The organism is Arthrobacter sp. P4_F10 (assembly GCF_056401435.1).
Window position 1 is genome coordinate 16541 of record NZ_JBFUJJ010000015.1, and the last position, 20925, is coordinate 37465.

The window sequence follows — 20925 nt, forward strand, 5'->3', positions numbered from 1 at the left end:
CGGCACCGGGGTTCCAGGATCGTCGGGGCAGGCTGTTGGCGTCCTAGCCGACGTCGGCCTGGCGGGCCCGCAGGGAGCGGGCCACGCCGTCGCGGTTCTCCAGCATCATCCGGCGCAGCGCCGAGCTTTCCTCCGGCAGCGAGGCCAGGAACTCATCCGTGCGGTCCACGGTGGCCTGCGTGGTCAGCTGGGCCGGGTAGAGCCCGACGACGATCTGCGAGGCCAGCGCGTGGGTGCGGTTGGCCACGATGCCCGGGACGGCCTCGAAGTACTTCTCGGCGTACGGCTCCAGCAGGGAGGTGTCCAGGACCCGGGTAAAACCGGTCACCGCGGAGCCCTGCAGGGCGTTGGACAGATCGCCCTTGACCACAATCGATTCCCAGGCTTCGGCCTTGGCCTCCGGAGTGGGGATGGCGGCCTTGGCCAGGGCCGCTGCGTTCTGGCCGTTGGAGGTGTTGTCGTGCGCCAGTTCCTCGTCGATCCGCTCCTGCCCGGCGCGGCTGCCTGCCACGAGGGATGCCAGCAGCTCCCACCGCAGGTCCTGGTCCACGCTCAGCCCGTCGAGGGTGAGCGAGCCGTCCAGCAGCCCGGACACCGTGTCCAGCTGCCCGGCGCTGCGGGCCAGCAGGGCGTAGGACTTCACGAACTGCAGCTGTGCGTCCGAGCCGGCAGGCACCGCCGAGGCGAGCTCCCAGAGCTTGTCGGCCGCGGCTACGGCAGTGGCCGCCTGGTGCTCCTCGGCCACGTAGAAGGTCAGCGTGGTGGCAAGCTGGCGGAGCTGGACCATGATCACGGAGGAATCGGATTCCTCGGCAATGTTGGCCAGGATCAGGTCCACGTACCCGCGGGCCGGGGATTCGCCGTCGCGCGCCGCGTCCCAGGCCGAGCCCCACACGAGGGTGCGCGGGAGGCTCTGGCTGAAGTCCTTCAGGTGCGCCGTTGCGGTGGCGAGGGACTTCGGATCCAGGCGGACCTTGGCATAGGCGAGGTCGTCGTCGTTGAGCAGGATCAGGTCCGGCTGGGCCAGGCCGGCCAGGGCCGGAACTTCGGTGCGCTCGCCGTCGACGTCGAGCTCCTCGCGGTGCACCCGCTCCAGCCTGCCGGCGCCGTTGAGGTTGTAGAAGCCGACGGCGAGGCGGTGCGGCCGCAGCGTCGGTTCGCTCTCGATCGCCGACTGCACGATGGCGAAGGAGCCGATGGTGCCGTCCGCGTCCGCCGAGATCTCCGGTGTCAGGGTGTTGACGCCGGCGGTTTCCAGCCAGAGCTGGCCCCACCTTTCGAGGTCACGGCCGCTGGCCTTCTCGAGTTCGGCCATGAGGTCGCTGAGCTCGGTGTTCTGCCAGGCGTGCTTGCTGAAGTACTCGCGCACCCCGGACATGAATTCCTCCGGGCCCACCCAGGCGACGAGCTGGCGCAGCACCGAGGCGCCCTTGGCGTAGGTGATGCCGTCGAAGTTCACCTCAACGTCCTGGAGATCGTTGATCTCGGCAAAGATCGGGTGCGTGGTGGGCAGCTGGTCCTGCCGGTACGCCCAGGACTTCTCCACGGACGCGAAGGTGGTCCAGGCGTGGTCGAACTCGGTGTTCTCCACGGCGGCCAGGTGGGACATGTATTCGGCGAAGGACTCGTTGAGCCAGAGGTCGTTCCACCAGCGCATCGTCACGAGGTCACCGAACCACATGTGCGCGAGCTCGTGCAGCACGGTGATGGCGCGGCGTTCCACCTGGGCATCGGTGACCTTGCCGCGGAAGACGTAGCCTTCAAGAATGGTGACGGCCCCGGCGTTTTCCATGGCGCCGGCGTTGAACTCCGGCACGAAGAGCTGGTCGTACTTCTCGAACGGGTACGGGCAGCCGAACTGGGCCTCGAAGAACTCGAAACCCTGCCGGGTGAGCTCGAAGATGTTCTCGGCATCGAGGTACTGCATGAGCGACTTGCGGGCGAAGATGCCCAGCGGAGTGACCCGGCCTTCCGCCGACGTGACTTCGCTGCGCACCGACTGGTACGGCCCGGCGATGAGCGCGGTGACATAGGAGGAGAGCCGCGGAGTGGGGGTGAACTCCCAGACGGAGCGGGCGCCCCCGTCCGCGCCCGGGATGGTCTCCACCGGCACCGGTGTGGGGGAGTTGGACACGAGGTCCCAGTGCGAGGGGGCGGTGACGGTGAAGGTGAAGCTGGCCTTGAGGTCGGGCTGTTCGAAGACGGCGAACATGCGCCGCGAGTCCGGGACCTCGAACTGCGTGTACAGGTAGACCTCGTTGTCCACCGGATCCACGAAGCGGTGCAGGCCTTCGCCGGTGTTCATGTAGGGCGCGTCGGCGACCACGAGCAGGTGGTTCTCGGCCGCCAGGTCCGGGAGCTGGATCCGGACGCCGTCGGAGACCTCGCCCGGGTCCAGTTCGCGGCCGTTGAGGCTCACGCTGTGCACGGCGTGGGTCACGGCGTCGATGAAGGTCGAAGACCCAGGCTTGGCCCTGAACTTCACGGCCGTGGTGGACCCGAAGACTTTCTCGCCACGCGTCAGGTCAAGGCTGACCTCGTAGGAGTCGACGTCGATCAGGGCGGCGCGCTCGCGGGCTTCGGCGCGGGTCAGGTTCATACCGGGCAAAGGGGCCTCCAGAAGAAGATGGATACTGCCGGCCGGCCGCAGCCGCCGGCGATACTGTGAAATTATTCTTTCACGTCAGCGGCCTATGGCAAGTTAGCCCGATCACAATGTCCGGCGCCAACGCCCCTGCACCGAGTCCACGATTTGCCACRAATGGCCGCTAAGCCGATGCCCTTGGCGGCCATTCGTGTCAGATGAGTGCGGTGGGGCGGCGCGGCGTGGCGGGCACGTTGAGGTTGCCCCGGCTTCGGACCCGGGCACGGGCCTTCGGAACCGGGGCGTGTGGTTTGCCCGAGTGCGCTTGAACTTCGATCCGGGTGCTTCCCGGAACTCCGCCGGAGCTCTCTCCTCGATTTGCCGCAGATGGCCGCTCTGCCACCGTGCTTAGCGGCCATTCGTGTCAAGTGAGTGCACTGGGGGGCGGGTACGTTGGCGTCGCCCCGGCTTCGGTCCCGGACTTGAACCAGGGCCGGGACTCCAGCCGCGCTCCGTCAGCGCCGCGCGCACGCGGGTAAACGCGGCCGGCTCCATCCCAGGGGCGAACGGGGTCAAGTGCCATTGGGTCAATACGACGACGCGCCACCCGGCATCCCTGGCGTTCTCATCCCGGAAGATGTCGCTGCGACGCTGGGCCGGACTGGCGTGATGCCCGCCGTCGTACTGAATCGCGATCTCTTCTTGCTCGTGGGCGGGTCCTGTACAACGTGCCTGATCCCACGTTTCCCTCCCGTCGACCTCCTGACCTGCGCGCACGTCCCCAGATCCCTCAAGGTGCGGCGGGGGTAGCGTTGGGGTATGGGAAAGATCCGTTACTCAGTCGATGCCAGGGCGCTGCGCTTTGCCATCGGTTTCCCCCTGATGCTGGCGGCCGGATTCGTGGTGTGCGCGCTTCTGGTGCGCCCGGATTTGCCCGAACCGCTGGCCGTCCGCTGGACTGGTGCCGGTGCCGCCGACTTCGCGCCGTTCACCGCCGTCACGGGAGCAGGTGCCGCGCTGATCGTGGTGATCGGCTGGGCCGTGCTGCTGCAGGCCGTTCCGCTGTCCCGCCCCGTGATGATGCGCCGCATCATGATGGGCGCCGGCCTGGCCATGAGCCTCTTCGTCACCACCGTCCTGGCAGCCGTGCTCGTGGGCCAGCTGGGATTGCCCGATGCGCGGGGATCCCATGTGGACGCCTCCGTTCTGGCCCTCGGCAGCGGCGCGGCCCTCGCCCTGGGCGTCGTCATGGGTTTCGTGTTCAAGGCCGACGAACGCTGGTCTGTCGATGACGACCTCGCCGTCCGCCAGGCCCTCGAGCGTGAACAGGATCCGGAACTGGCCAGGGACCGGGTCAGCCTCTGGGTCCACGCCCGCAGCTCGATCTTCGTCATGCTCGGCATCGCGACGCTTCTGCCCGCCGCCCTCCTCACCATTGCGGTGCCGTGGCTTGCTGCCCTCCTGGTCGCCGCGGCCCTGGTGGCCGCGGCGTTCCTGGTGGCCCGGATCCGGGTTGACCGCGGCGGCCTGCACGTCTTCGCGGCAGGCTTCGTCCGGGTCATGGAAGTTCCGGCCGCGGCCATCGACGCCGCCACGCCCCGGGACGTCACGGCGGCGGACTATGGCGGGTGGGGATACCGGATCCACGGCAACACCACGGCGATGCTGGTCAGCAGCGGCCCCGCCGTGGTCATCGACCGCTCGGACGGGCGGCGGCTGGCGGTGAGCGGCGGAAGCGCCACCGCGGCGGACAACATGGCCCAAACGCTTTCCCGGGTGGCGGACAGGGCCCGGCGGAACGGCGGGACACCCGCGGTGTAACTCGTCCGTGTAAACAGCCGTGTAACACGAGAGCCCCGTGAGGCATCCGGCCAGCTAGAGCACCGCTCCGGAAGGCTCGGCCTAGTACGCTTGGACCAGACCCCAACCGCACCCGGCCGCCGCCCGGCGCCGCAACCGAACGGAACAGCCGTGACCATTTCTGACTTCCCCCGCGTGCACATCGCCACCGACCACGCCGGCATGGAGCTCAGCGCCCACCTCGTCAGCCACCTCAGTGCCAAGGGCTACGAGGTGCTGGACCACGGACCCAAGGTCTACGACGCCCTGGATGACTACCCGTCGTTCTGCATCAACGCCGCCCTCGCGGTCGTCGCGGACCAGGAAGCCGGAACCCACGCCCTGGGCATCGTCCTCGGCGGCTCTGGCAACGGCGAACAGATTGCCGCCAACAAGGTCAAGGGCGTGCGTGCCGCGCTGGCGTGGAACCTCTCCACGGCGCAGCTTGCCCGCGAACACAACGACGCCAACGTCGTCGCCGTCGGCGGCCGCCAGCACAGCGTCCAAGAGGCCACGGAAATCATCGAGGCCTTCCTGACGGAGCCGTTCAGCAACGACGAGCGCCACGTCCGCCGGATCGGCAAGATCGCCACGTACGAGCGCACCGGCGAGGTCATCGACTAGTGCCGGAAGGGCATTCCGTCCACCGGCTGGCCCGCCAGTTCGGTGACGTTTTCGCAGGCGAGAGGCTGACAGTCTCGAGCCCGCAGGGCCGGTTCGCGCCCGGCGCCGCACTGCTGGACGGCCACGTCATGACAGCCGCGACCGCGCACGGCAAGCACCTCTTCCTCGAGTTCGAGCACGGGCTGGACCTGCATGTCCACCTCGGCCTCTATGGCGCCTGGAATTTTGGCGGCGACGCCAGCTTCCGCGGCGCGTCCAGCATCGGCGCGCCCCGGAAGGTGGGGGAGCGGGAGGTCTACGACGACGACAGCGCGGCTGAGCCGGCCGACGTCGTCGCCGCCTCGTCTGCATACGCAGGGCCGCCCGCGCCGGTGGGCGCCGTCCGCGTCCGGCTGGTGAGCAGGCACGGCTGGGCCGATCTCCGCGGCGCAACCACGTGCGAGGCAATCACGGAACCGGAGGCGGCGGCCGTGCTGGCGCGGCTCGGCCCGGACCCGCTGCGCAACCGGTCAGGGGACCGGGACGCCTTCATCGCCACGGTGGCGGGCAAACGCACACCGCTGGCGGGCCTGCTCATGGACCAAAAGGTGATTGCCGGCATCGGGAACGTCTACCGGGCCGAACTGCTGTTCCGGCAGCGCCTCAACCCCTGGCTGCCCGGGGCTGAACTGTCAGTGGACGCGGCCCGCCGGCTCTGGGACGACACCGTGGCCATGATGTCCGACGGCGTCCGGGACGGACGGATCATCACGACGCCGCCGCGCTACTGGAATGGCGCCGGTGCCGGCGCGTCCCGTCGCGTGCTGCCGGAACCGGATGAGGCACACTTCGTCTACCGCCGGCACGGGCTGGACTGCCGTGACTGCGGCACGCCCGTGGCGCTCACGGAGTTGGGTGCGCGGAAGCTGTACTGGTGTCCGCAGTGCCAGCAGGCCTGAGCAGGCATAAACGCCGCAGGCATGAAGCAGGCATGAAAGACGCATGACAGAGGCATGAATCGGGCATGAAAGATGCATGAGGGCAAGAAAAAAGCCCCTCCGCAGAGGGGCTTTTTTCGTCATATTTCCGAGGGGACGACGGGAATCGAACCCGCGTAATCAGTTTGGAAGACTGAGGCTTTACCATTAAGCTACGTCCCCGGGAACTTGCTGGAACTCCAGCATAACTTCCGGTCGGCTGTGCAAGCCGGATACAACTAAACCCAATTCAGGGCCCCGGTGTCAAATGTGCAAATCGGCAGTGTATGACCGTAGACTGTTCTGTGCACTTACGGGGTGTAGCTCAGCTTGGCTAGAGCGCCTGCTTTGGGAGCAGGAAGTCGCAGGTTCAAATCCTGTCACCCCGACTCTGCAAGCACTGCCAGCACGTGGCAATGCAGAACCCCATACCCCCCAAACCAGGAGTACTTAGACTGTGAAGAGCGCTGTCGAGAACCTCACCCCCACGCGGGTCAAGCTCAATGTTGAGGTCCCCTTTGAGGAATTGAAGCCCAGCATCGCAGAGGCATACAAGACTGTTGCTTCGCAGATCCAGGTCCCCGGTTTCCGCAAGGGCAAGGTCCCCTCCAAGCTCATTGACCAGCGCGTTGGCCGCGGCTACGTCCTGGAGACGGCCATCAACGAAGGTCTCAACGGCTGGTACCAGGCCGCCGTGCAGGAAACCGGCATCCGCCCCCTGAGCCGTCCCGAGGTCGAGATCACCGAGGTTCCGGACCCGTCCGCCACCGACGGTGAGCTCAAGTTCCACGCCGAGGTTGACATCCGCCCCGAGATCGAGCTGCCTGACTACGCCGGCATCAAGGTTGAGGTCGCCGCCGCCGAGTCTTCGGACGCCGACGTCGACAAGGCCCTGGACGAGCTCCGCGGCCGCTTCGGCACGCTGAAGTCCGTAGACCGTCCGGCCGCCGATGGCGACTTCCTGACGATCGACATCGCAGCCTCGATCGACGGCGCAGACGTTGACTCCGCCTCCGGCCTGTCCTACCAGGTTGGCGCCGGCACCATGCTCGAAGGCCTCGACGAGGCCGTCACCGGCCTCAGCGCCGACGAGGACGCCATCTTCGACACCACGCTGGTTGGCGGCGAGCACGCCGGCGAGTCCGCCCAGGTCAAGGTCACCGTCAAGGCCGTCAAGGAGCGCGAACTCCCCGTCGCCGACGACGACTTCGCCCAGCTCGCCAGCGAATTCGACACCCTGGCCGAACTCCGTGAGGACCTCGCCAAGCAGGCCGCCGAGTCCAAGGTTGTGGACCAGGGCGTCGAGGCCCGCGACAAGGTCCTGGACAAGCTCGTTGAGCTCGTTGAGGTTCCCGTCCCGGCATCGATCGTTGAAGAGCAGCTTGAGCAGCACTTCAACGCCGAAAACGCCCACGGTGAAGGCGAGCACGACACCGAGGAGCACCGCGCCGAAGTCAAGGCCAACACCGAGCGCGCCTTCCAGAACGAGATCATCCTTGACGCAATCGCCGAAAAGGAAGAAGTCAACGTCAGCCAGAACGAGCTGATCGACTACATCGTCACCACCGCCAGCCAGTACGGCATGGACCCGAACCAGTTCGCCCAGATCATCGATCAGAGCGGCCAGGTTCCCATGATGGTTTCCGAGGTCCGCCGCCGCAAGGCACTGGCCGTCGTATTGGGCCAGGCCGAGGTTACCGACTCCGAGGGCAACAAGGTTGACCTGAGCGATTTCGTCCGCCCCGGCGACGAGGCAGCCCCGGCCGCCGAGCCCGTTGAGGAAGCAACCGCAGAGGATGCAGCCACCGAGGCCACGCCGAGCGATGACCCCGCAGCAGTGAAGTTCTAGCATTGCCGCTGACGGCCCCCGGATCACCGATCCGGGGGCCGTTCGTTTTAAGCCCCCCGCCTGCCGGCCGTGTCCTGTTGACGCAGCCAGTTAAGCGCCGCGAAGGCCGTGCCTCCGGGACCCGGCTTGCGCGGTCCCGGCAATCGTGCGCCGTCAGCGAACAGCCCGGCGCCAGCGAACAAAGCGGGCGTGAAAACGGTTAGTGTCGCTGTAGGAAAGTTCAGTGATGTCGTCCAATGGCGTCACCGTCGCCAGCGAGAGGTAAGTACATATGTCACAGCAAGCAGGGGCACCCCGGATGGCCACGGTCGATCCGGCAGCCCAGGATAACTACATTTACAACCGCCTGCTGAAAGAGCGCATCATCTGGCTCGGCTCCGAGGTCCGCGACGATAACGCCAACGCGATCTGCTCCCAGCTGCTGCTGCTCTCGGCGGAAAATCCTGAAAGGGACATCTACCTTTACATCAACTCACCCGGCGGCTCCGTCACCGCCGGCATGGCCATCTACGACACCATGCAGTTCATCCCGAACGATGTTGTCACGGTTGCCACCGGCCTCGCCGCGTCCATGGGCCAGTTCCTGCTCTCCTCCGGCACCAAGGGCAAACGCTACGCCACCCCCAACGCCCGCATCCTCATGCACCAGCCCTCCGGCGGCATCGGCGGCACGGCGTCGGACATCAAGATCCAGGCCGAGCTGATCCTGCACATGAAGAAGGTCATGGCCGAGCTGACCGCTGACCAGACCGGCCAGAGCGTGGACACCATCCTCAAGGACAACGACCGCGACAAGTGGTTCACGGCCCCGGAAGCCCTCGAATACGGCTTCTTCGACAAGATCGCGGCGCACGCCGGATCCGTGGCCGGCGGCGGCGGAACCAACGCCAATGGCTCCGGCAACGCCGGCGGCGCTGCGACAGCCACCGAGAACTGACCGGCAGGTAGACAGCAATGAATTCAGGAGCAATGAACATGAACTACAACTTCGGTTCGACTGCCGGCAACCTGCCGAGCAGCCGCTACGTGCTGCCCCAGTTCGAAGAGCGCACCCCCTACGGCTTCAAGCGCCAGGACCCGTACACCAAGCTGTTCGAGGACCGCATCATCTTCCTCGGCGTCCAGGTCGACGACGCCTCGGCCGACGACGTGATGGCCCAGCTGCTGGTGCTCGAGTCCACGGACCCGGACCGCGACATCACGCTCTACATCAACTCCCCGGGCGGCTCCTTCACCGCCATGACCGCGATCTACGACACCATGACGTACATCCGGCCCGAGATCCAGACCGTCTGCCTCGGCCAGGCGGCCAGCGCCGCCGCCGTGCTGCTCGCGGCCGGCACGCCGGGCAAGCGCCTCGCGCTGCCGAACGCCCGCGTGCTGATCCACCAGCCCTCACTGTCCGGCGGACAGGGCGGGCAGGCCTCGGACCTGGAGATCCAGGCCGCCGAGGTCATGCGCATGCGGTCCTGGCTTGAGGACACGCTGGCCAAGCACTCCGGCCGAACGCCGGAACAGGTCAACAACGACATCGAGCGGGACAAGATCCTCACGGCCGCCGAGGCCATGCAGTACGGCCTCATTGACCAGGTCCTCGATTCCCGCAAGATCAAGCCCCAGGCAATCGCGCGCTAATCAGCAATTCGCGACGCGCCGGTGCGGCACTTTCACTTGGCCGCACCGGCGTCCGCTTTCCACCCAACAGGCCCAAAGTGACCTAGAGTGGAACATGTCACAGGCAGCAGCAAGCTACTAAAGGGGTTCACACATGGCTCGGATTGGCGAGAGCACTGATCTGCTGAAGTGTTCTTTCTGCGGAAAGAGCCAGAAGCAGGTCCGCAAGCTCATTGCCGGGCCCGGCGTCTACATCTGCGACGAGTGCATCGAACTCTGCAACGAGATCATCGAAGAAGAACTCGCGGAAGTAGCTGACCTGGGCAGTTTCGAGCTGCCCAAGCCCCGCGAGATCTTTGATTTCCTGCAGGAATATGTGATTGGCCAGGAACCCGCCAAGCGGTCGCTTGCCGTCGCGGTGTACAACCACTACAAGCGGATCCAGGCCGGCCACGCGCCGAAGAGCGGCAGCCTCGCCGACGGCGTGCACCACGACGACGTCGAGATCGCTAAGTCCAACATCCTGCTGATCGGCCCCACCGGCTGCGGCAAGACCTACCTGGCCCAAACCCTGGCCCGCCGCCTCAACGTCCCGTTCGCCGTGGCCGACGCCACGGCCCTGACGGAGGCCGGTTACGTCGGTGAGGATGTTGAGAACATCCTCCTCAAGCTGATCCAGGCCGCCGACTATGACGTCAAGAAGGCCGAGCAGGGCATTATCTACATCGATGAGATCGACAAGATCTCACGCAAGAGCGAAAACCCGTCCATCACCCGGGATGTCTCGGGCGAGGGCGTGCAGCAGGCGCTCCTGAAAATTCTCGAAGGTACTGTGGCCTCGGTCCCGCCGCAGGGCGGACGCAAACACCCGCACCAGGAATTCATCCAGATTGACACCACCAACGTGCTGTTCATCGTGGCCGGAGCTTTCGCGGGGCTCGAGGACATCATCGGTTCGCGTTCCGGACGCAAGGGCATCGGCTTCGGCGCCCCGCTCAACGAGGTCAAGAACACCACGGATTCCTACGGCGAGGTCATGCCGGAAGACCTGCTCAAGTTCGGGCTGATCCCGGAATTCATCGGCCGGCTGCCCGTCATCACGACCGTCTCGAACCTGGACCGCGCCGCGCTCATCCAGATCCTGTCCACGCCGAAGAATGCCCTCGTCAAGCAGTACCAGAAGATGTTCCAGCTCGACGGCGTCGAGCTCATCTTCGAGGACGAGGCCCTGAACACCATTGCCGACCAGGCGCTGGAGCGCGGCACCGGAGCCCGAGGGCTCCGCGCCATCATGGAGGAAGTGCTGCTCCCGGTCATGTTCGACCTCCCCAGCCGTGACGACGTCGCGAGCGTCGTAATCACGGAAGAGGTCGTGACCAAGAAGGCAGCGCCCACGATGATCGCCCACGACGTCAAGCGCCGCAAGTCCGCCTGATCCGGACCAGGCCAGCACGGGAATAAACAACCCGTACCGGTCGCTATGATCCTTGGCGCGCCGTGTAGGTGATCTGCCTCAGCGCATCCCCCAGACTTCCTTAAGGAGAACACCTGTGCCTGAAACCATGACCAACAAAGCCGACTTCTGGTTCGACCCGATGTGCCCGTTCGCCTGGGTTACCTCCCGCTGGATCGGCGAAGTGGAAGAAGTCCGTGACATCAAGACCGAGTGGCATGTGATGAGCCTCGCCGTGCTCAATGAGGGCCGCGAGGAGCTGCCCGAGCAGTACAGGGAGTTCATGAAGAAGGCGTGGGCTCCCGTCCGCGTCATCACTGCCGCCGCTGAACAGCATGGCGCGCAGTACATCAAGCCGCTCTACGACTCCATGGGCACCAAGATCCACAACGAGGGCAACAAGGATGTCGACGAGGTCATCGCCAAGTCGCTGGCCGAGGCGGGACTGCCGGCCGAGCTTGCGGCCGCCGGCCAGAGCGACGAATTCGATGCGCAGCTCCGCACCAGCCATGAGGCAGGCATCTCCCTGGTCGGACAGGACGTGGGCACGCCCGTCGTCGCCTTCAACGGCACGGCCTTCTTCGGCCCGGTCCTGACCCGCATCCCGCGCGGCGAGGAAGCCGGACGGATCTGGGACGCCACCGTGACCCTGGCTTCCTTCCCCTACTTCTTCGAAATCAAGCGCAGCCGGACCGAAAGCCCGGTCTTCAACTAGGCCTGAAGACACCGCGCCGGGTACTCTGCCCGGCCTGCCAGGAGCCCCGGCAGAACTACTCCGATGTAGTTCTGCCGGGGCTCTTGTGTATGCCAGACGGGGGGACAACAATAGAACTTACCCACTTCGAAAGAAGAGGGACGCAGGAACCAAAGATTCAGTGACACTCATCCGACGCAGCCTTCGGCAAAGTCAGATGATGGCTACCAGTGACGAGGTAGGAAGACCTGAAAGTCTAAGGATCCCGCCAGATTGTCTAAGACGTCACGTGACAATCGAAAAGTCGAAGCCCCACCAACGGCTAAACGCTGATGGGGCTTCCCCTTTGCCCAAAAACTGGCCAGAGTGTGCCCCATGAGCAGTTTCCAGAGCGGTGAACCAATCGCGGACTACGCACTCCTGTCCGACTGCCGCTCCGGTGCTCTGGTCAGCGCGGCGGGTTCTGTGGACTGGCTTTGCTTCCCCCGCTTTGACAGCCCCTCCGTGTTCGGCCGGCTCCTCGGCCCGGACGCGGGATTCTGGTCGATCCGGCCCGCCGGCGCCCACACCTCGACAAGGCGCTACCTCGGACCCACGCTGGTCCTGGAAACCACCCACATCACCGCCGGCGGGTGCATGACCGTCACAGATGCCCTCGCCCTCGGGGACGGCCGGCGCGGCCACGAGCTCGGGGCGGACTCCCCGGGCACCCTCCTGCGCCAGGTGTCCTGCACGCAGGGTTCCGTCGACGTCGACATCGTCCTGTGCGCCCGACCCGACTACGGCCTCGCGAGGCCACTTCTCACCGCGGCCGACGGCGGTCTCCTCATCCGCGCGGGGGATGTGGTCCTGTCGGTCTCGACCCCGGCGGCGTTCCGGCCGGGCACCGACACCAGCACCGGCGCCGGCGCCGACACCAGCACCGACGCCGGCACCGACACAGTGCACGCACGACTGAGCCTCCGCGCCGGCGACGTTGCAGGCTTTGCCCTCCACTCCCGGGCCCACCACTCCGGGTCCGGAGACTTCCATCCCGGCGGGCACGGTGCCCCCGTGTTCTGGAGCCAGGATGAGATTGGGYGCAGGCTCGAGGACAGCGTGCAGGGCTGGACCAGCTGGTCCGGGATGCACCAGAACTACCGCGGCCCCTGGCAAGAGCTCGTGGCCGGCAGCGGAAGGGTCCTGCAGGCGCTGAGCTACTACCCGAGTGGCGCGATCGTCGCCGCCCCGACCACGTCGCTGCCGGAGGTGGCCGGCGGCACGCGCAACTGGGACTACCGCTACAGCTGGATCCGGGACGCCAGCATGACCCTGCAGGCCCTCTGGGTGGCGGCCTGCCCGGACGAGGCCGGGAAGTTCTTCCAATTCCTGGCCACCGCGGCGGCCAGCCAGCTGGCCGGAGGCGAGGAACTGCAGATCATGTTCGGCATCGGCGGGGAACGTGAACTCCCCGAACGCGCGCTCGGCCACCTGCCGGGGTGGCGCGCCAGCACCCCGGTCCGGGTGGGCAACGGCGCCTGGAACCAGCGCCAACTCGACGTTTACGGCGAACTTCTCGACGCCGCCGCCACCTTGCCGGAATACCTCGCGGAACTGGCACCGGAGACACGGAAGTTCCTTGCCGACGCCGCGGACACTGCCGCCGCGCGCTGGAAGTCCACCGATCACGGCATCTGGGAAGTCCGCGGGGAGCGGCGCCACTACCTGCACTCCAAGCTCATGTGCTGGGTTGCCGTGGACCGCGCCATCTCCCTCGCCGGCATCCTGCAGTCAACAGAAAAAGTTCCGCACTGGACCGAGGCGCGGGACGCGATCGCGGCGTCCATCCGCACTGAGGGATGGAGCGAAGCAGCGAACGCCTACACCCAGGCCTACGGATCCGACGATCTCGATGCTTCTGCCCTGATGCTCGCCATCGTGGGATTCCTGCCGGCGGACGATCCCGGCATGATCGCCACGATTGAGGCTATCGAGGAGCGGCTCACGGACCCCCGCGGCCTCGTGTACCGCTACCTCGCCGACGACGGCATGGCAGGGGAAGAGGGCACGTTCCTGCTGTGCACCTTCTGGCTGGCGCACGCCCTGGCCCTGGCCGGACGCACCCAACACGCCCGGGCTGTCTTCGAACGGGCGGCCGCGTTTGCCACCGACCTGGGCCTGATGGCCGAAGAGGTCGCCCCGGACAGCAGCGAGCTGCTGGGCAACTTCCCGCAGGCGTTCAGCCACATCGGCCTCGTCAACGCGGCCTGGGCGATCAGCGAAGCGGAACGGCACAGCCGGGAATCCGGCGTCTAGCAGCGGAAGCCGGCCGGCGGATCGGGACCGAAGGAACAAGCCCTGTGGCAACGGTGTTGCCTCTGTTGGCAGGCAGCGGTCCGGGTGCCGTGATGTGAAGCATCCCGCCTGGCGGCGTCCTGTGTCCTGAGCCCACCCCGATCATTGGAGCACCATGCCCATCACCGCCCATTTTGACCTGAACTTCAAAACCGAAGCCGTGTCCACGGCCGCGGCCGTGCTCCGCGACATCCTTTCCGCTACCCGGGCGTTTGACGGCTGCCTCGGCGTCGATGTGCTGGTTGACAGCACGGATCCGGCGCACGTTCTCGTGGTGGAACAGTGGGCGTCGCTGGAGCACGACGAGGCCTACCGCACCTGGCGGGCCGGCGACGGCGCGAGCGGGCTGGGAGAGCTCCTGGCCGCTCCGCCGGTGCTGACGCGCTTCGAGACGTCCTTCAAAATCTGAGGCGCCCGGACGGCAAAGACCTGGTAAACAAAAGAGAACCCTCGGCCCGGCCTGGGCCGGGCCGAGGGCCCTCTTCCTCGGTATCGATGTGGCCGCAGGCCTTACGCCTGGGCCGGCGGCTCGGCCGGAGCCAGTACGACGTCACTCACACTGAGTTCTCCCTCACCGGCGACCAGCGCCAGCTCGCGCGCGTTGGCGGCGGCCTTGAGGTCGCCGAGACCGGCCTTCAGCTGCGTCGTGAGGGATTCCGAGGCCGTGATCGTCGCTGACAGCACCTCGGTGCGCTGCTTGACCTTCGCCTCGGACTTGGCCTTGCGGATGCCGCTGAGCGCGGTGCCGACCGTGGCCAGGAGGGTCGTGTCGCCGTCGACCGCGACGGCGGACGGCCACTGGGCGCGGTGCACGGAACCGGTGCGCCACCAGCTCCAGACCTCCTCCGTGGCGAACGGAAGGAACGGCGCGAAGAGCCGCAGGAGGGTGTCCAGGCTTGTCGCCAGCGCGGCCAGCACGGACGCCTGCTGCTCCTCGCCGGCCGCACCATAGGCACGGTCCTTGATGAGCTCCACGTAGTCGTCCGTGAAGTTCCAGAAGAAACTCTCCGTGATCTGCAGGGCCCGGGCGTAGTCGTAGCCCTCGAACGCCTTGGTGGCCTGGGCGACAACATCGGCGAGCTGGGCCAGGACGGCCCGGTCCAGCGGGTTGCTCAGCACGGACACGTCGCCGGAAACGACGGAGTCCTCGGTGGCACCGAGGTTCAGGACAAACTTGGAGGCGTTGAGCAGTTTGATGGCCAGGCGGCGGCCGATCTTCATCTGCGCGATTTCGTAGGCGGTGTCCGCGCCGAGTTTGGCCGATGCCGCCCAGTAGCGCACCGCGTCCGAGCCGTACTCCTCGAGGACATCGGTGGGCACGATGACGTTGCCCTTGGACTTGGACATCTTCTTCCGGTCCGGGTCCAGGATCCAGCCGGAGATGGCCGCGTGCTTCCACGGCGCCGTGTTTTGCAGCGCATCGGCGCGGACGGCGGAGGAGAAGAGCCAGGTCCGGATGATGTCGTGCCCCTGCGGGCGCACGTCGAAGGGGTAGACCTTGGCGAACAGTGCCTCGTCGGTGCTCCAGCCGCCCACGATCTGCGGCGTCAGCGAGGACGTGGCCCAGGTGTCGAGGACGTCAGCGTCGCCGGTGAAGCCGCCCGGCACATCGCGCTGGGCTTCTTCGTAGCCCGGGGCGGCGTCCGCCGCGGGATCCACGGGGAGCTGCGCGTCGGACGGGACGATCGGGGCGTCGTATTCGGGGTTGCCGTCGGCATCCAGGGGGTACCAGACCGGTACCGGCACGCCGAAGAAGCGCTGGCGGGACACGAGCCAGTCGCCGTTGAGCCCCGAGATCCAGTTCTCGTAGCGGGAGCGCATGAAGGCGGGGTGGAACTCGATCTCGTTGCCGCGGCCGATCAGCCGTTCGCGGCGGTCCTCGTCGCGGCCGCCGTTGCGGATGTACCACTGGCGTGAGGTGACGACCTCGAGGGGCTTGTCGCCCTTCTCGAAGAAGTTCACGGGGTGCATGATCTTCTTGGGCTCGCCGTCGAGCAGTTCCGCGGCGGCCAGGAGCTCCACCACGCCTTCCTTGGCGCTGAACACCGTCTTGCCGGCGATAGCCGCGAAGTTGGCGCGGCCTTCTTCGGTGGTGATCCAGTCCGGGGTCTCGCCGATGATGCGGCCGTCGCGGCCCACGATGGCGCGGGTGGGCAGCTGCAGTTCGCGCCACCAGGTGACGTCGGTGAGGTCGCCGAAGGTGCAGACCATGGCGGCGCCGGAGCCCTTGTCCGCCTTGGCGAGCGGGTGGGCCTTGACCTCTACCTCGACGCCGAACAGGGGGGAGGTGACCTTCTTGCCGAACAGCGGCTTGTAGCGCTCGTCGTCGGGGTTCGCCACGAGCGCGGCGCAGGCGGCCAGCAGCTCGGGGCGGGTGGTCTCGATGTAAATCTTCTCGCCGTCTTCGGTGAAGAACGGGTAGCGGTAGTAGGCGCCCGCGACTTCGCGGTCCTCAAGTTCGGCCTGGGCCACCGCGGTGCGGAACGTGACATCCCACAGCGTAGGCGCCTCGGCCATGTAGGCGTCGCCGGCGGCCAGATTGGCCAGGAAGGCCCGCTGCGAGATCGCGCGGGACTTGTCATCGATGGTCCGGTAGGTCAGGTCCCAGTCCACGGACAGGCCGAGGGTCCGGAAGAGGTGCTCGAAGACCTTCTCGTCCTCGACCGCGAGCTCTTCGCACAGCTCGATGAAGTTCCGGCGCGAGATGACGTCGAAGTCGCGCTGGTTCTTGGCCGGCTCGGCCGGGGGGCGGTAGCCGGCGTCGTACGTGACGGTGGGGTCGCAGCGCACGCCGTAGTAGTTCTGCACGCGGCGCTCCGTGGGCAGGCCGTTGTCGTCCCAGCCCATGGGGTAGAACACGTTCTTGCCGGTCATGCGCTGGTAGCGCGCCAGGACGTCGGTCTGCGTGTACGAGAACATGTGTCCGACGTGAAGGGATCCCGACGCCGTGGGCGGGGGAGTGTCGATCGAGTAGACCTGCTCCCGGGTGGTGTCCGGGTTGAACTTGTAGGTCCCTTCGTCAAGCCAGCGCTGCGTGAGCGCCTCTTCCAGCCCCTCCAAGGCGGGCTTGTCCGGAACGTTGATGGGGGCGGTGGTGGGCGTGTCTGTACCCTGATTGTCTTCAGCCATGGGTCAATTCTTGCAGTTCTTTTCAGTCCCGACTGCAGTCCACTGCAATGAACCGCACTATGCGAGGGCAATCCACTGCACTAATGTCCAGCACTATGGAGAAATCTGGGGCCAGATTTGCGATCAAGCGCATCTATGATGACCCTTCCGACGACGACGGCTGCCGGGTCCTGGTGGACCGGCTCTGGCCGCGGGGAGTCAGCAAGGAACGGGCCCAACTGGAGCTCTGGCTCAAGGACGTGGCACCGTCCCCGCCGCTGCGCAAGGAGTTCGGGCACATGCAGGAACGGTTCGCGGACTTCCGGGCGGCCTACGAGGCGGAGCTGGAAACCAACCCCGCCGTGCAGACGCTCTACGGACTCGCGGCCGAGCACGGGAAAGTGACCCTGCTGTTCGGTGCGCGGGACCCGGAGACCAACCATGCCCGGGTGCTGCAGGAGTTCCTGGAGCACAGCAGCAACAGTAGGAAATGAGCCCGGCGTTGCCGTTAGGGTGGTGCCATGACTGAGGGAATCGACAACAGCGCAAAAGAAGTCAGCGCAACAGCAGCCAAAGCAGCAGTAGTCACCGGCGCCAGCACCGGAATCGGCGACGCCACGGTGCGTGCGCTCCGCAAGGAAGGCTGGACCGTCTTCGCCGTCGCCCGCCGCGCCGACCGGCTCGAGGCGCTCGCCGCCCAAACCGGTGCCATCGCGCTTCCCGCCGACGTGACCGACGACGCCGATGTGGCCCGGCTGCTCGAGGAGGTGACCCGGGCCGGCGGCATCGACACGTTGATCAACATCGCCGGCGGTGCCCGCGGCGCCGACAAGGTTGCCGGAGCCAAGACCGAGGACTGGGAATGGATGTTCCAGGTCAACGTGCTGGGCAGCATGAAGCTCATCCGCGCGTTCCTGCCCATGCTGCGTGCCTGCGGCGAGGGCACCGTGCTGAACCTGACCTCCACCGCCGGGCTCTCGGCCTACGAGGGCGGCGGCGGCTACAACGCGGCCAAGTTCGCCCAGCACGCCCTGACCGGCGCCCTGCGGCTCGAAGAGGCCGAGCACAACCTCCGCGTGATCGAGGTGGCCCCCGGCCTGGTGCAGACCGAGGAGTTCGCCCTCAACCGCCTCGGCGACCAGGACGCGGCAGCCAAGGTCTACGCGGGAGTCGAGAAGCCACTGACGGCCGCCGACGTCGCCGATGTGGTCCGCTACGCCGTCGTGGCGCCGCACCACATCAACCTGGACCAGATCGTGATCCGCCCGGTGGCCCAGGCGGCCAACTACAAGCTGATCCGCAAGAGCCAGTAGGGCAGGTCTGGGCTTAGGTCCAGCCGCGTGGGCCGGGACGTCCGGCGGCGACTCCGGCCGTTCACCGTGGCGTCGTGTGCCGGTCAGGCTGCGCTGGTCCGGAGTTGGCCGCGGCGGGGCAGGGTGGCCCGTGCAACTGCACACCACCAGAGTGGAGAACTTTCCCATGCGAACCCCGACGAAGCTCGGCGCTGCCGTACTCAGCGCAGCCCTGCTGCTCGCCACCTCGGCCCAGGCAAACGCGGTCCAGGCCCCCGCGGCCGACACCAACGCCAACGGCCAGGACAACCACTTCGATCTCCAGGCCCACCGCGGCGGCATCGGCCTGACTGTCGAGTCAACCCTGGCGTCCTTCGCCAAGGGGATCGAGACCGGCGTCTCCACCCTCGAGCTTGACCTCCAGATCACCAAGGACGGCCACGAGGTCATCACCCACGACCGCAAGATCAGCGGCCAGAAGTGCCTGGACACGGCTCCTGTCACACCGAACGACCCCCAGTTCCCCTACGTCGGCAAGTACGTCAGGGACCTGACGTTCGCGCAGGTCCGCAGCCTGGACTGCGGCAGCCTCACGCTTCCCCAGTTCCCGGGCCAGGTTGCCTCCCCGGGCGCAAAGATGCCCACGCTGGCCGAGGTCTTCGCGTTGGCGGACTCCTACCGCGCCAGCCAGGTGAAGTTCAACATCGAAACCAAGGTGGAGGCCGGCGCGCCGCAGGAAACCGCACCGCGCGAGCAGTTCGTCGACGTCGCTCTCCGCGAAATCACGGCAGCCCACATGCAGAGCCGTGTCTCGATTGAGAGCTTTGATTGGGGTGCATTGCGCCTGGTCCAGCAGCGCGATCCGCAGATCCGCACTGTGGCCCTGACCAACAAGGACTTCCTCCAGGCGGGCCAGCCCGGCAAGTCGCCGTGGCTGGGCGGAATCGACGCCGATGACTTCGGCGGTGACCTCGTCGCGGCGGCCTCTTCCCTTGGCTTCGACGCAGTCTCTCCGGTGCACGGCACGCCGCAGAACGGCGCCGTGACGGATCCGGGCTATGTCCCGTACGCCACCGCCGACATGGTCCGCCGCGCCCACGCGGCAGGCATGCAGGTCATTCCGTGGACCGTCGATGACAAGCCCACCATGCGCGCGCTCATCGGTGCGGGTGTGGATGGGCTGATCACGGATTACCCGGACCGGCTCCGGGACGTGATGGCCGAGTCCGGCATGAAACTGCCGCGCAGCTAGTCCTCCGCCGGGACGGACAGCGTGGCCAGAACCGCCGCGTGGTCCGTCCCGGCTACCGGCAGCACGGAATAGCCGCCGCTGCGAACCTGCGGGCCAGTCACGATGTGGTCGATCACCACGCCCGGCAGCGGGGGGCCATCCATGGGCCAGGTCGGAACCAGGCGGGCCAGGGCCGCTGCCCCGGCGTCGACGAGGGGGCCGCCAGGCCCGGCCCCCTCCGGCCCCTGAAGCATCTGGCGGAACTCGGCGTGGTCGAGGGTGGCGTTGAAGTCGCCCAGCAGCAGCAGGTTGCCCCGACGGGCGGCAAGGCGGCCCAGGGCGGCCAATTCGCTCCGCCACTGCCCGGCCCGGCCCCAGACCGGAGCCTTGGTGTGCACGTTGGTCACGGCAAGGGAGACCGGCCGGCCGCCGGCGTCGAGCTCCAACTGCACCGTGGGCGTGTGGAAGGCGGAACCGTCCACGGAGTCCAACGGAACGATCGGGCGGGAGGAGTACACGGCTCCGCCGCCCGCGCCGTCCCTCGAGCGGCTGATCCGGTGCGGAAGCAGCGCGCCCAGCCCCTCAGCATCCAGCCGTTTTTCCAGGGCCGGGGAGAGTTCCTGGACGGCAAGGAGCGAGACGCCGTTTTCCCGCACCAGCCGAACCACCTCCGCGGCGTCCGCCTGGCCCTTCCAGGCGTTGAGGGTCATGACCTTCAGTTCCGCCGCCGGCGGGCGTGTCGCGGCCTGTTCCTGCCCTGTGCTCTGTTGCTCTCCATGCGGCGGATCGGCCTGCCGGGCCAGGAACCGGTCCGCCACCCGGTCCGGCGGGAACAGCCAGAGCAGCTGGAGGGCCAGGAGGGCACCGGCCGGGAGGGCCGCCCAGGGACGCCGTGCCGGCAACGCCAGCAGGAGGGCGGCGCCGGCGGGGAGCACGAACCAGGGTGTGAAGGCCACGAGCTGGACCACAGGCGCCGGCCACGGCGCCGGGACCGCCCGGAACACGGACACCACCACCACGGGCGCGGCGCAGAGGGCGGAGGACAGGTGCCAGCGGCGGCTTGAGCTGCGGCTCTTCACGGGTCGGCCCGAGGCGGCGGGACGGTCATGGCACGAGTCTATGTAGTCGGGCCGCCGGCGTCGCCCCTGGCAGCGGAGTTTGCTGCGCTGTGAAAGCCCGTATTTTCTCCGGTACCATCGACTTAGCAGCTTTGACCCGGCCATCACCGGTGAGCTTCCGGAAGAACACCCCCGCGTGCGGTGCAGACTCAGTCCCACTGAGCGTGCCAGGGCCAGTAGAACCGGACGGGTAAGCCCGTCACAGCAGTAATGAGCGGCCGACGCCGGT

General features: G+C 67.1%; 16 protein-coding genes and 2 tRNA genes. 14 read left to right on the forward strand and 4 right to left on the reverse strand.

Annotation, left to right across the window (positions count from 1 at the left end; all coding sequences use genetic code 11):
- Positions 1-43: 43 nt before the first annotated feature.
- Entirely contained in the window at positions 44-2599 is a 2556-nt protein-coding gene (pepN, locus tag AC1DR1_RS15155) for an aminopeptidase N (protein ID WP_476992855.1), read from the reverse strand.
- An 804-nt stretch (positions 2600-3403) separates the two neighbouring features.
- Here pepN and AC1DR1_RS15160 point away from each other — a divergent pair.
- The 3 genes from AC1DR1_RS15160 (at position 3404) to AC1DR1_RS15170 (ending at position 5985) form a co-directional block, all read left to right on the forward strand.
- Entirely contained in the window at positions 3404-4405 is a 1002-nt protein-coding gene (locus tag AC1DR1_RS15160) for a hypothetical protein (RefSeq protein ID WP_229993385.1), read from the forward strand.
- Positions 4406-4555: 150 nt separating this feature from the next.
- Positions 4556-5047, forward strand: coding sequence for a ribose-5-phosphate isomerase (locus AC1DR1_RS15165; RefSeq protein WP_364743976.1), 492 nt, complete (start codon positions 4556-4558; stop codon positions 5045-5047).
- Positions 5047-5985 (forward strand): Fpg/Nei family DNA glycosylase, encoded by a 939-nt coding sequence (locus tag AC1DR1_RS15170; RefSeq protein ID WP_364743973.1) that lies wholly within the window; start codon positions 5047-5049, stop codon positions 5983-5985. The genes AC1DR1_RS15165 and AC1DR1_RS15170 overlap by 1 nt, the downstream gene beginning before the upstream one ends.
- Positions 5986-6115: 130 nt before the next feature.
- On the opposite strand, the gene AC1DR1_RS15175 is transcribed toward AC1DR1_RS15170, so the two are convergent.
- Positions 6116-6186 (reverse strand) — tRNA-Gly (locus AC1DR1_RS15175).
- A gap of 131 nt (positions 6187-6317) precedes the next feature.
- On the opposite strand from AC1DR1_RS15175, the gene AC1DR1_RS15180 reads away from it, so the two are divergent.
- From AC1DR1_RS15180 to AC1DR1_RS15215, 8 genes are all read left to right on the forward strand, one after another.
- Positions 6318-6392 (forward strand) — tRNA-Pro (locus AC1DR1_RS15180).
- Between the two features lie 68 nt (positions 6393-6460).
- Positions 6461-7852: a trigger factor gene (gene tig / locus AC1DR1_RS15185; protein ID WP_229993383.1), complete on the forward strand. Its 1392-nt coding sequence runs from the start codon at positions 6461-6463 to the stop codon at positions 7850-7852.
- A 298-nt stretch (positions 7853-8150) separates the two neighbouring features.
- On the forward strand, positions 8151-8789 hold the full coding sequence (locus tag AC1DR1_RS15190; protein WP_229993399.1) for an ATP-dependent Clp protease proteolytic subunit: 639 nt from the start codon (positions 8151-8153) through the stop codon (positions 8787-8789).
- 38 nt (positions 8790-8827) lie between these two features.
- Positions 8828-9487, forward strand: coding sequence for an ATP-dependent Clp protease proteolytic subunit (locus AC1DR1_RS15195; RefSeq protein ID WP_026266422.1), 660 nt, complete (start codon positions 8828-8830; stop codon positions 9485-9487).
- 133 nt (positions 9488-9620) lie between these two features.
- Positions 9621-10901 carry an ATP-dependent Clp protease ATP-binding subunit ClpX gene (gene clpX, locus AC1DR1_RS15200; RefSeq protein ID WP_229993382.1) on the forward strand — a complete coding sequence of 427 codons (1281 nt, stop codon included), beginning with the start codon at positions 9621-9623 and terminating at the stop codon, positions 10899-10901.
- A 127-nt stretch (positions 10902-11028) separates the two neighbouring features.
- A complete protein-coding gene (locus AC1DR1_RS15205; protein ID WP_364744040.1) occupies positions 11029-11634 on the forward strand; it encodes a mycothiol-dependent nitroreductase Rv2466c family protein in 606 nt (201 codons plus the stop codon).
- Positions 11635-11988: 354 nt separating this feature from the next.
- Positions 11989-13908: a glycoside hydrolase family 15 protein gene (locus tag AC1DR1_RS15210; protein ID WP_476992835.1), complete on the forward strand. Its 1920-nt coding sequence runs from the start codon at positions 11989-11991 to the stop codon at positions 13906-13908.
- Between the two features lie 154 nt (positions 13909-14062).
- Positions 14063-14356 carry a putative quinol monooxygenase gene (locus AC1DR1_RS15215; protein WP_364743966.1) on the forward strand — a complete coding sequence of 98 codons (294 nt, stop codon included), beginning with the start codon at positions 14063-14065 and terminating at the stop codon, positions 14354-14356.
- Positions 14357-14457: 101 nt separating this feature from the next.
- On the opposite strand, the gene valS is transcribed toward AC1DR1_RS15215, so the two are convergent.
- A complete protein-coding gene (gene valS / locus AC1DR1_RS15220) occupies positions 14458-17076 on the reverse strand; it encodes a valine--tRNA ligase (protein WP_476992836.1) in 2619 nt (872 codons plus the stop codon).
- A gap of 95 nt (positions 17077-17171) precedes the next feature.
- On the opposite strand from valS, the gene AC1DR1_RS15225 reads away from it, so the two are divergent.
- From AC1DR1_RS15225 to AC1DR1_RS15235, 3 genes are all read left to right on the forward strand, one after another.
- Positions 17172-17549 carry a DUF488 domain-containing protein gene (locus tag AC1DR1_RS15225; protein WP_476992837.1) on the forward strand — a complete coding sequence of 126 codons (378 nt, stop codon included), beginning with the start codon at positions 17172-17174 and terminating at the stop codon, positions 17547-17549.
- A gap of 27 nt (positions 17550-17576) precedes the next feature.
- Positions 17577-18368, forward strand: a complete 792-nt coding sequence (locus AC1DR1_RS15230) for an SDR family oxidoreductase (protein ID WP_476966633.1) — start codon at positions 17577-17579, stop codon at positions 18366-18368.
- A gap of 166 nt (positions 18369-18534) precedes the next feature.
- Positions 18535-19599 carry a glycerophosphodiester phosphodiesterase gene (locus AC1DR1_RS15235; protein WP_476992838.1) on the forward strand — a complete coding sequence of 355 codons (1065 nt, stop codon included), beginning with the start codon at positions 18535-18537 and terminating at the stop codon, positions 19597-19599.
- Here the strand turns inward: AC1DR1_RS15235 and AC1DR1_RS15240 are convergent.
- Complete coding sequence (locus tag AC1DR1_RS15240) at positions 19596-20657, reverse strand: endonuclease/exonuclease/phosphatase family protein (protein ID WP_364743961.1); 1062 nt, start codon at positions 20655-20657, stop codon at positions 19596-19598. The two genes, AC1DR1_RS15235 and AC1DR1_RS15240, sit on opposite strands and share 4 nt — an antisense overlap.
- Between the last annotated feature and the right edge of the window lie 268 nt (positions 20658-20925).

Excerpts from the sequence above, each read along its gene's own strand:
- pepN (WP_476992855.1), bottom strand. The coding sequence starts at position 2,599 with ATGAACCTGACCCGCGCCGAAGCCCGCGAGCGCGCCGCCCTGATCGAC.
- AC1DR1_RS15160 (WP_229993385.1), top strand. The coding sequence starts at position 3,404 with ATGGGAAAGATCCGTTACTCAGTCGATGCCAGGGCGCTGCGCTTTGCC.
- AC1DR1_RS15190 (WP_229993399.1), top strand. The coding sequence starts at position 8,151 with ATGGCCACGGTCGATCCGGCAGCCCAGGATAACTACATTTACAACCGC.
- AC1DR1_RS15195 (WP_026266422.1), top strand. The coding sequence starts at position 8,828 with ATGAACTACAACTTCGGTTCGACTGCCGGCAACCTGCCGAGCAGCCGC.
- clpX (WP_229993382.1), top strand. The coding sequence starts at position 9,621 with ATGGCTCGGATTGGCGAGAGCACTGATCTGCTGAAGTGTTCTTTCTGC.
- AC1DR1_RS15205 (WP_364744040.1), top strand. The coding sequence starts at position 11,029 with ATGACCAACAAAGCCGACTTCTGGTTCGACCCGATGTGCCCGTTCGCC.
- AC1DR1_RS15215 (WP_364743966.1), top strand. The coding sequence starts at position 14,063 with ATGCCCATCACCGCCCATTTTGACCTGAACTTCAAAACCGAAGCCGTG.
- valS (WP_476992836.1), bottom strand. The coding sequence starts at position 17,076 with ATGGCTGAAGACAATCAGGGTACAGACACGCCCACCACCGCCCCCATC.
- AC1DR1_RS15225 (WP_476992837.1), top strand. The coding sequence starts at position 17,172 with ATGGAGAAATCTGGGGCCAGATTTGCGATCAAGCGCATCTATGATGAC.
- AC1DR1_RS15230 (WP_476966633.1), top strand. The coding sequence starts at position 17,577 with ATGACTGAGGGAATCGACAACAGCGCAAAAGAAGTCAGCGCAACAGCA.
- AC1DR1_RS15235 (WP_476992838.1), top strand. The coding sequence starts at position 18,535 with ATGCGAACCCCGACGAAGCTCGGCGCTGCCGTACTCAGCGCAGCCCTG.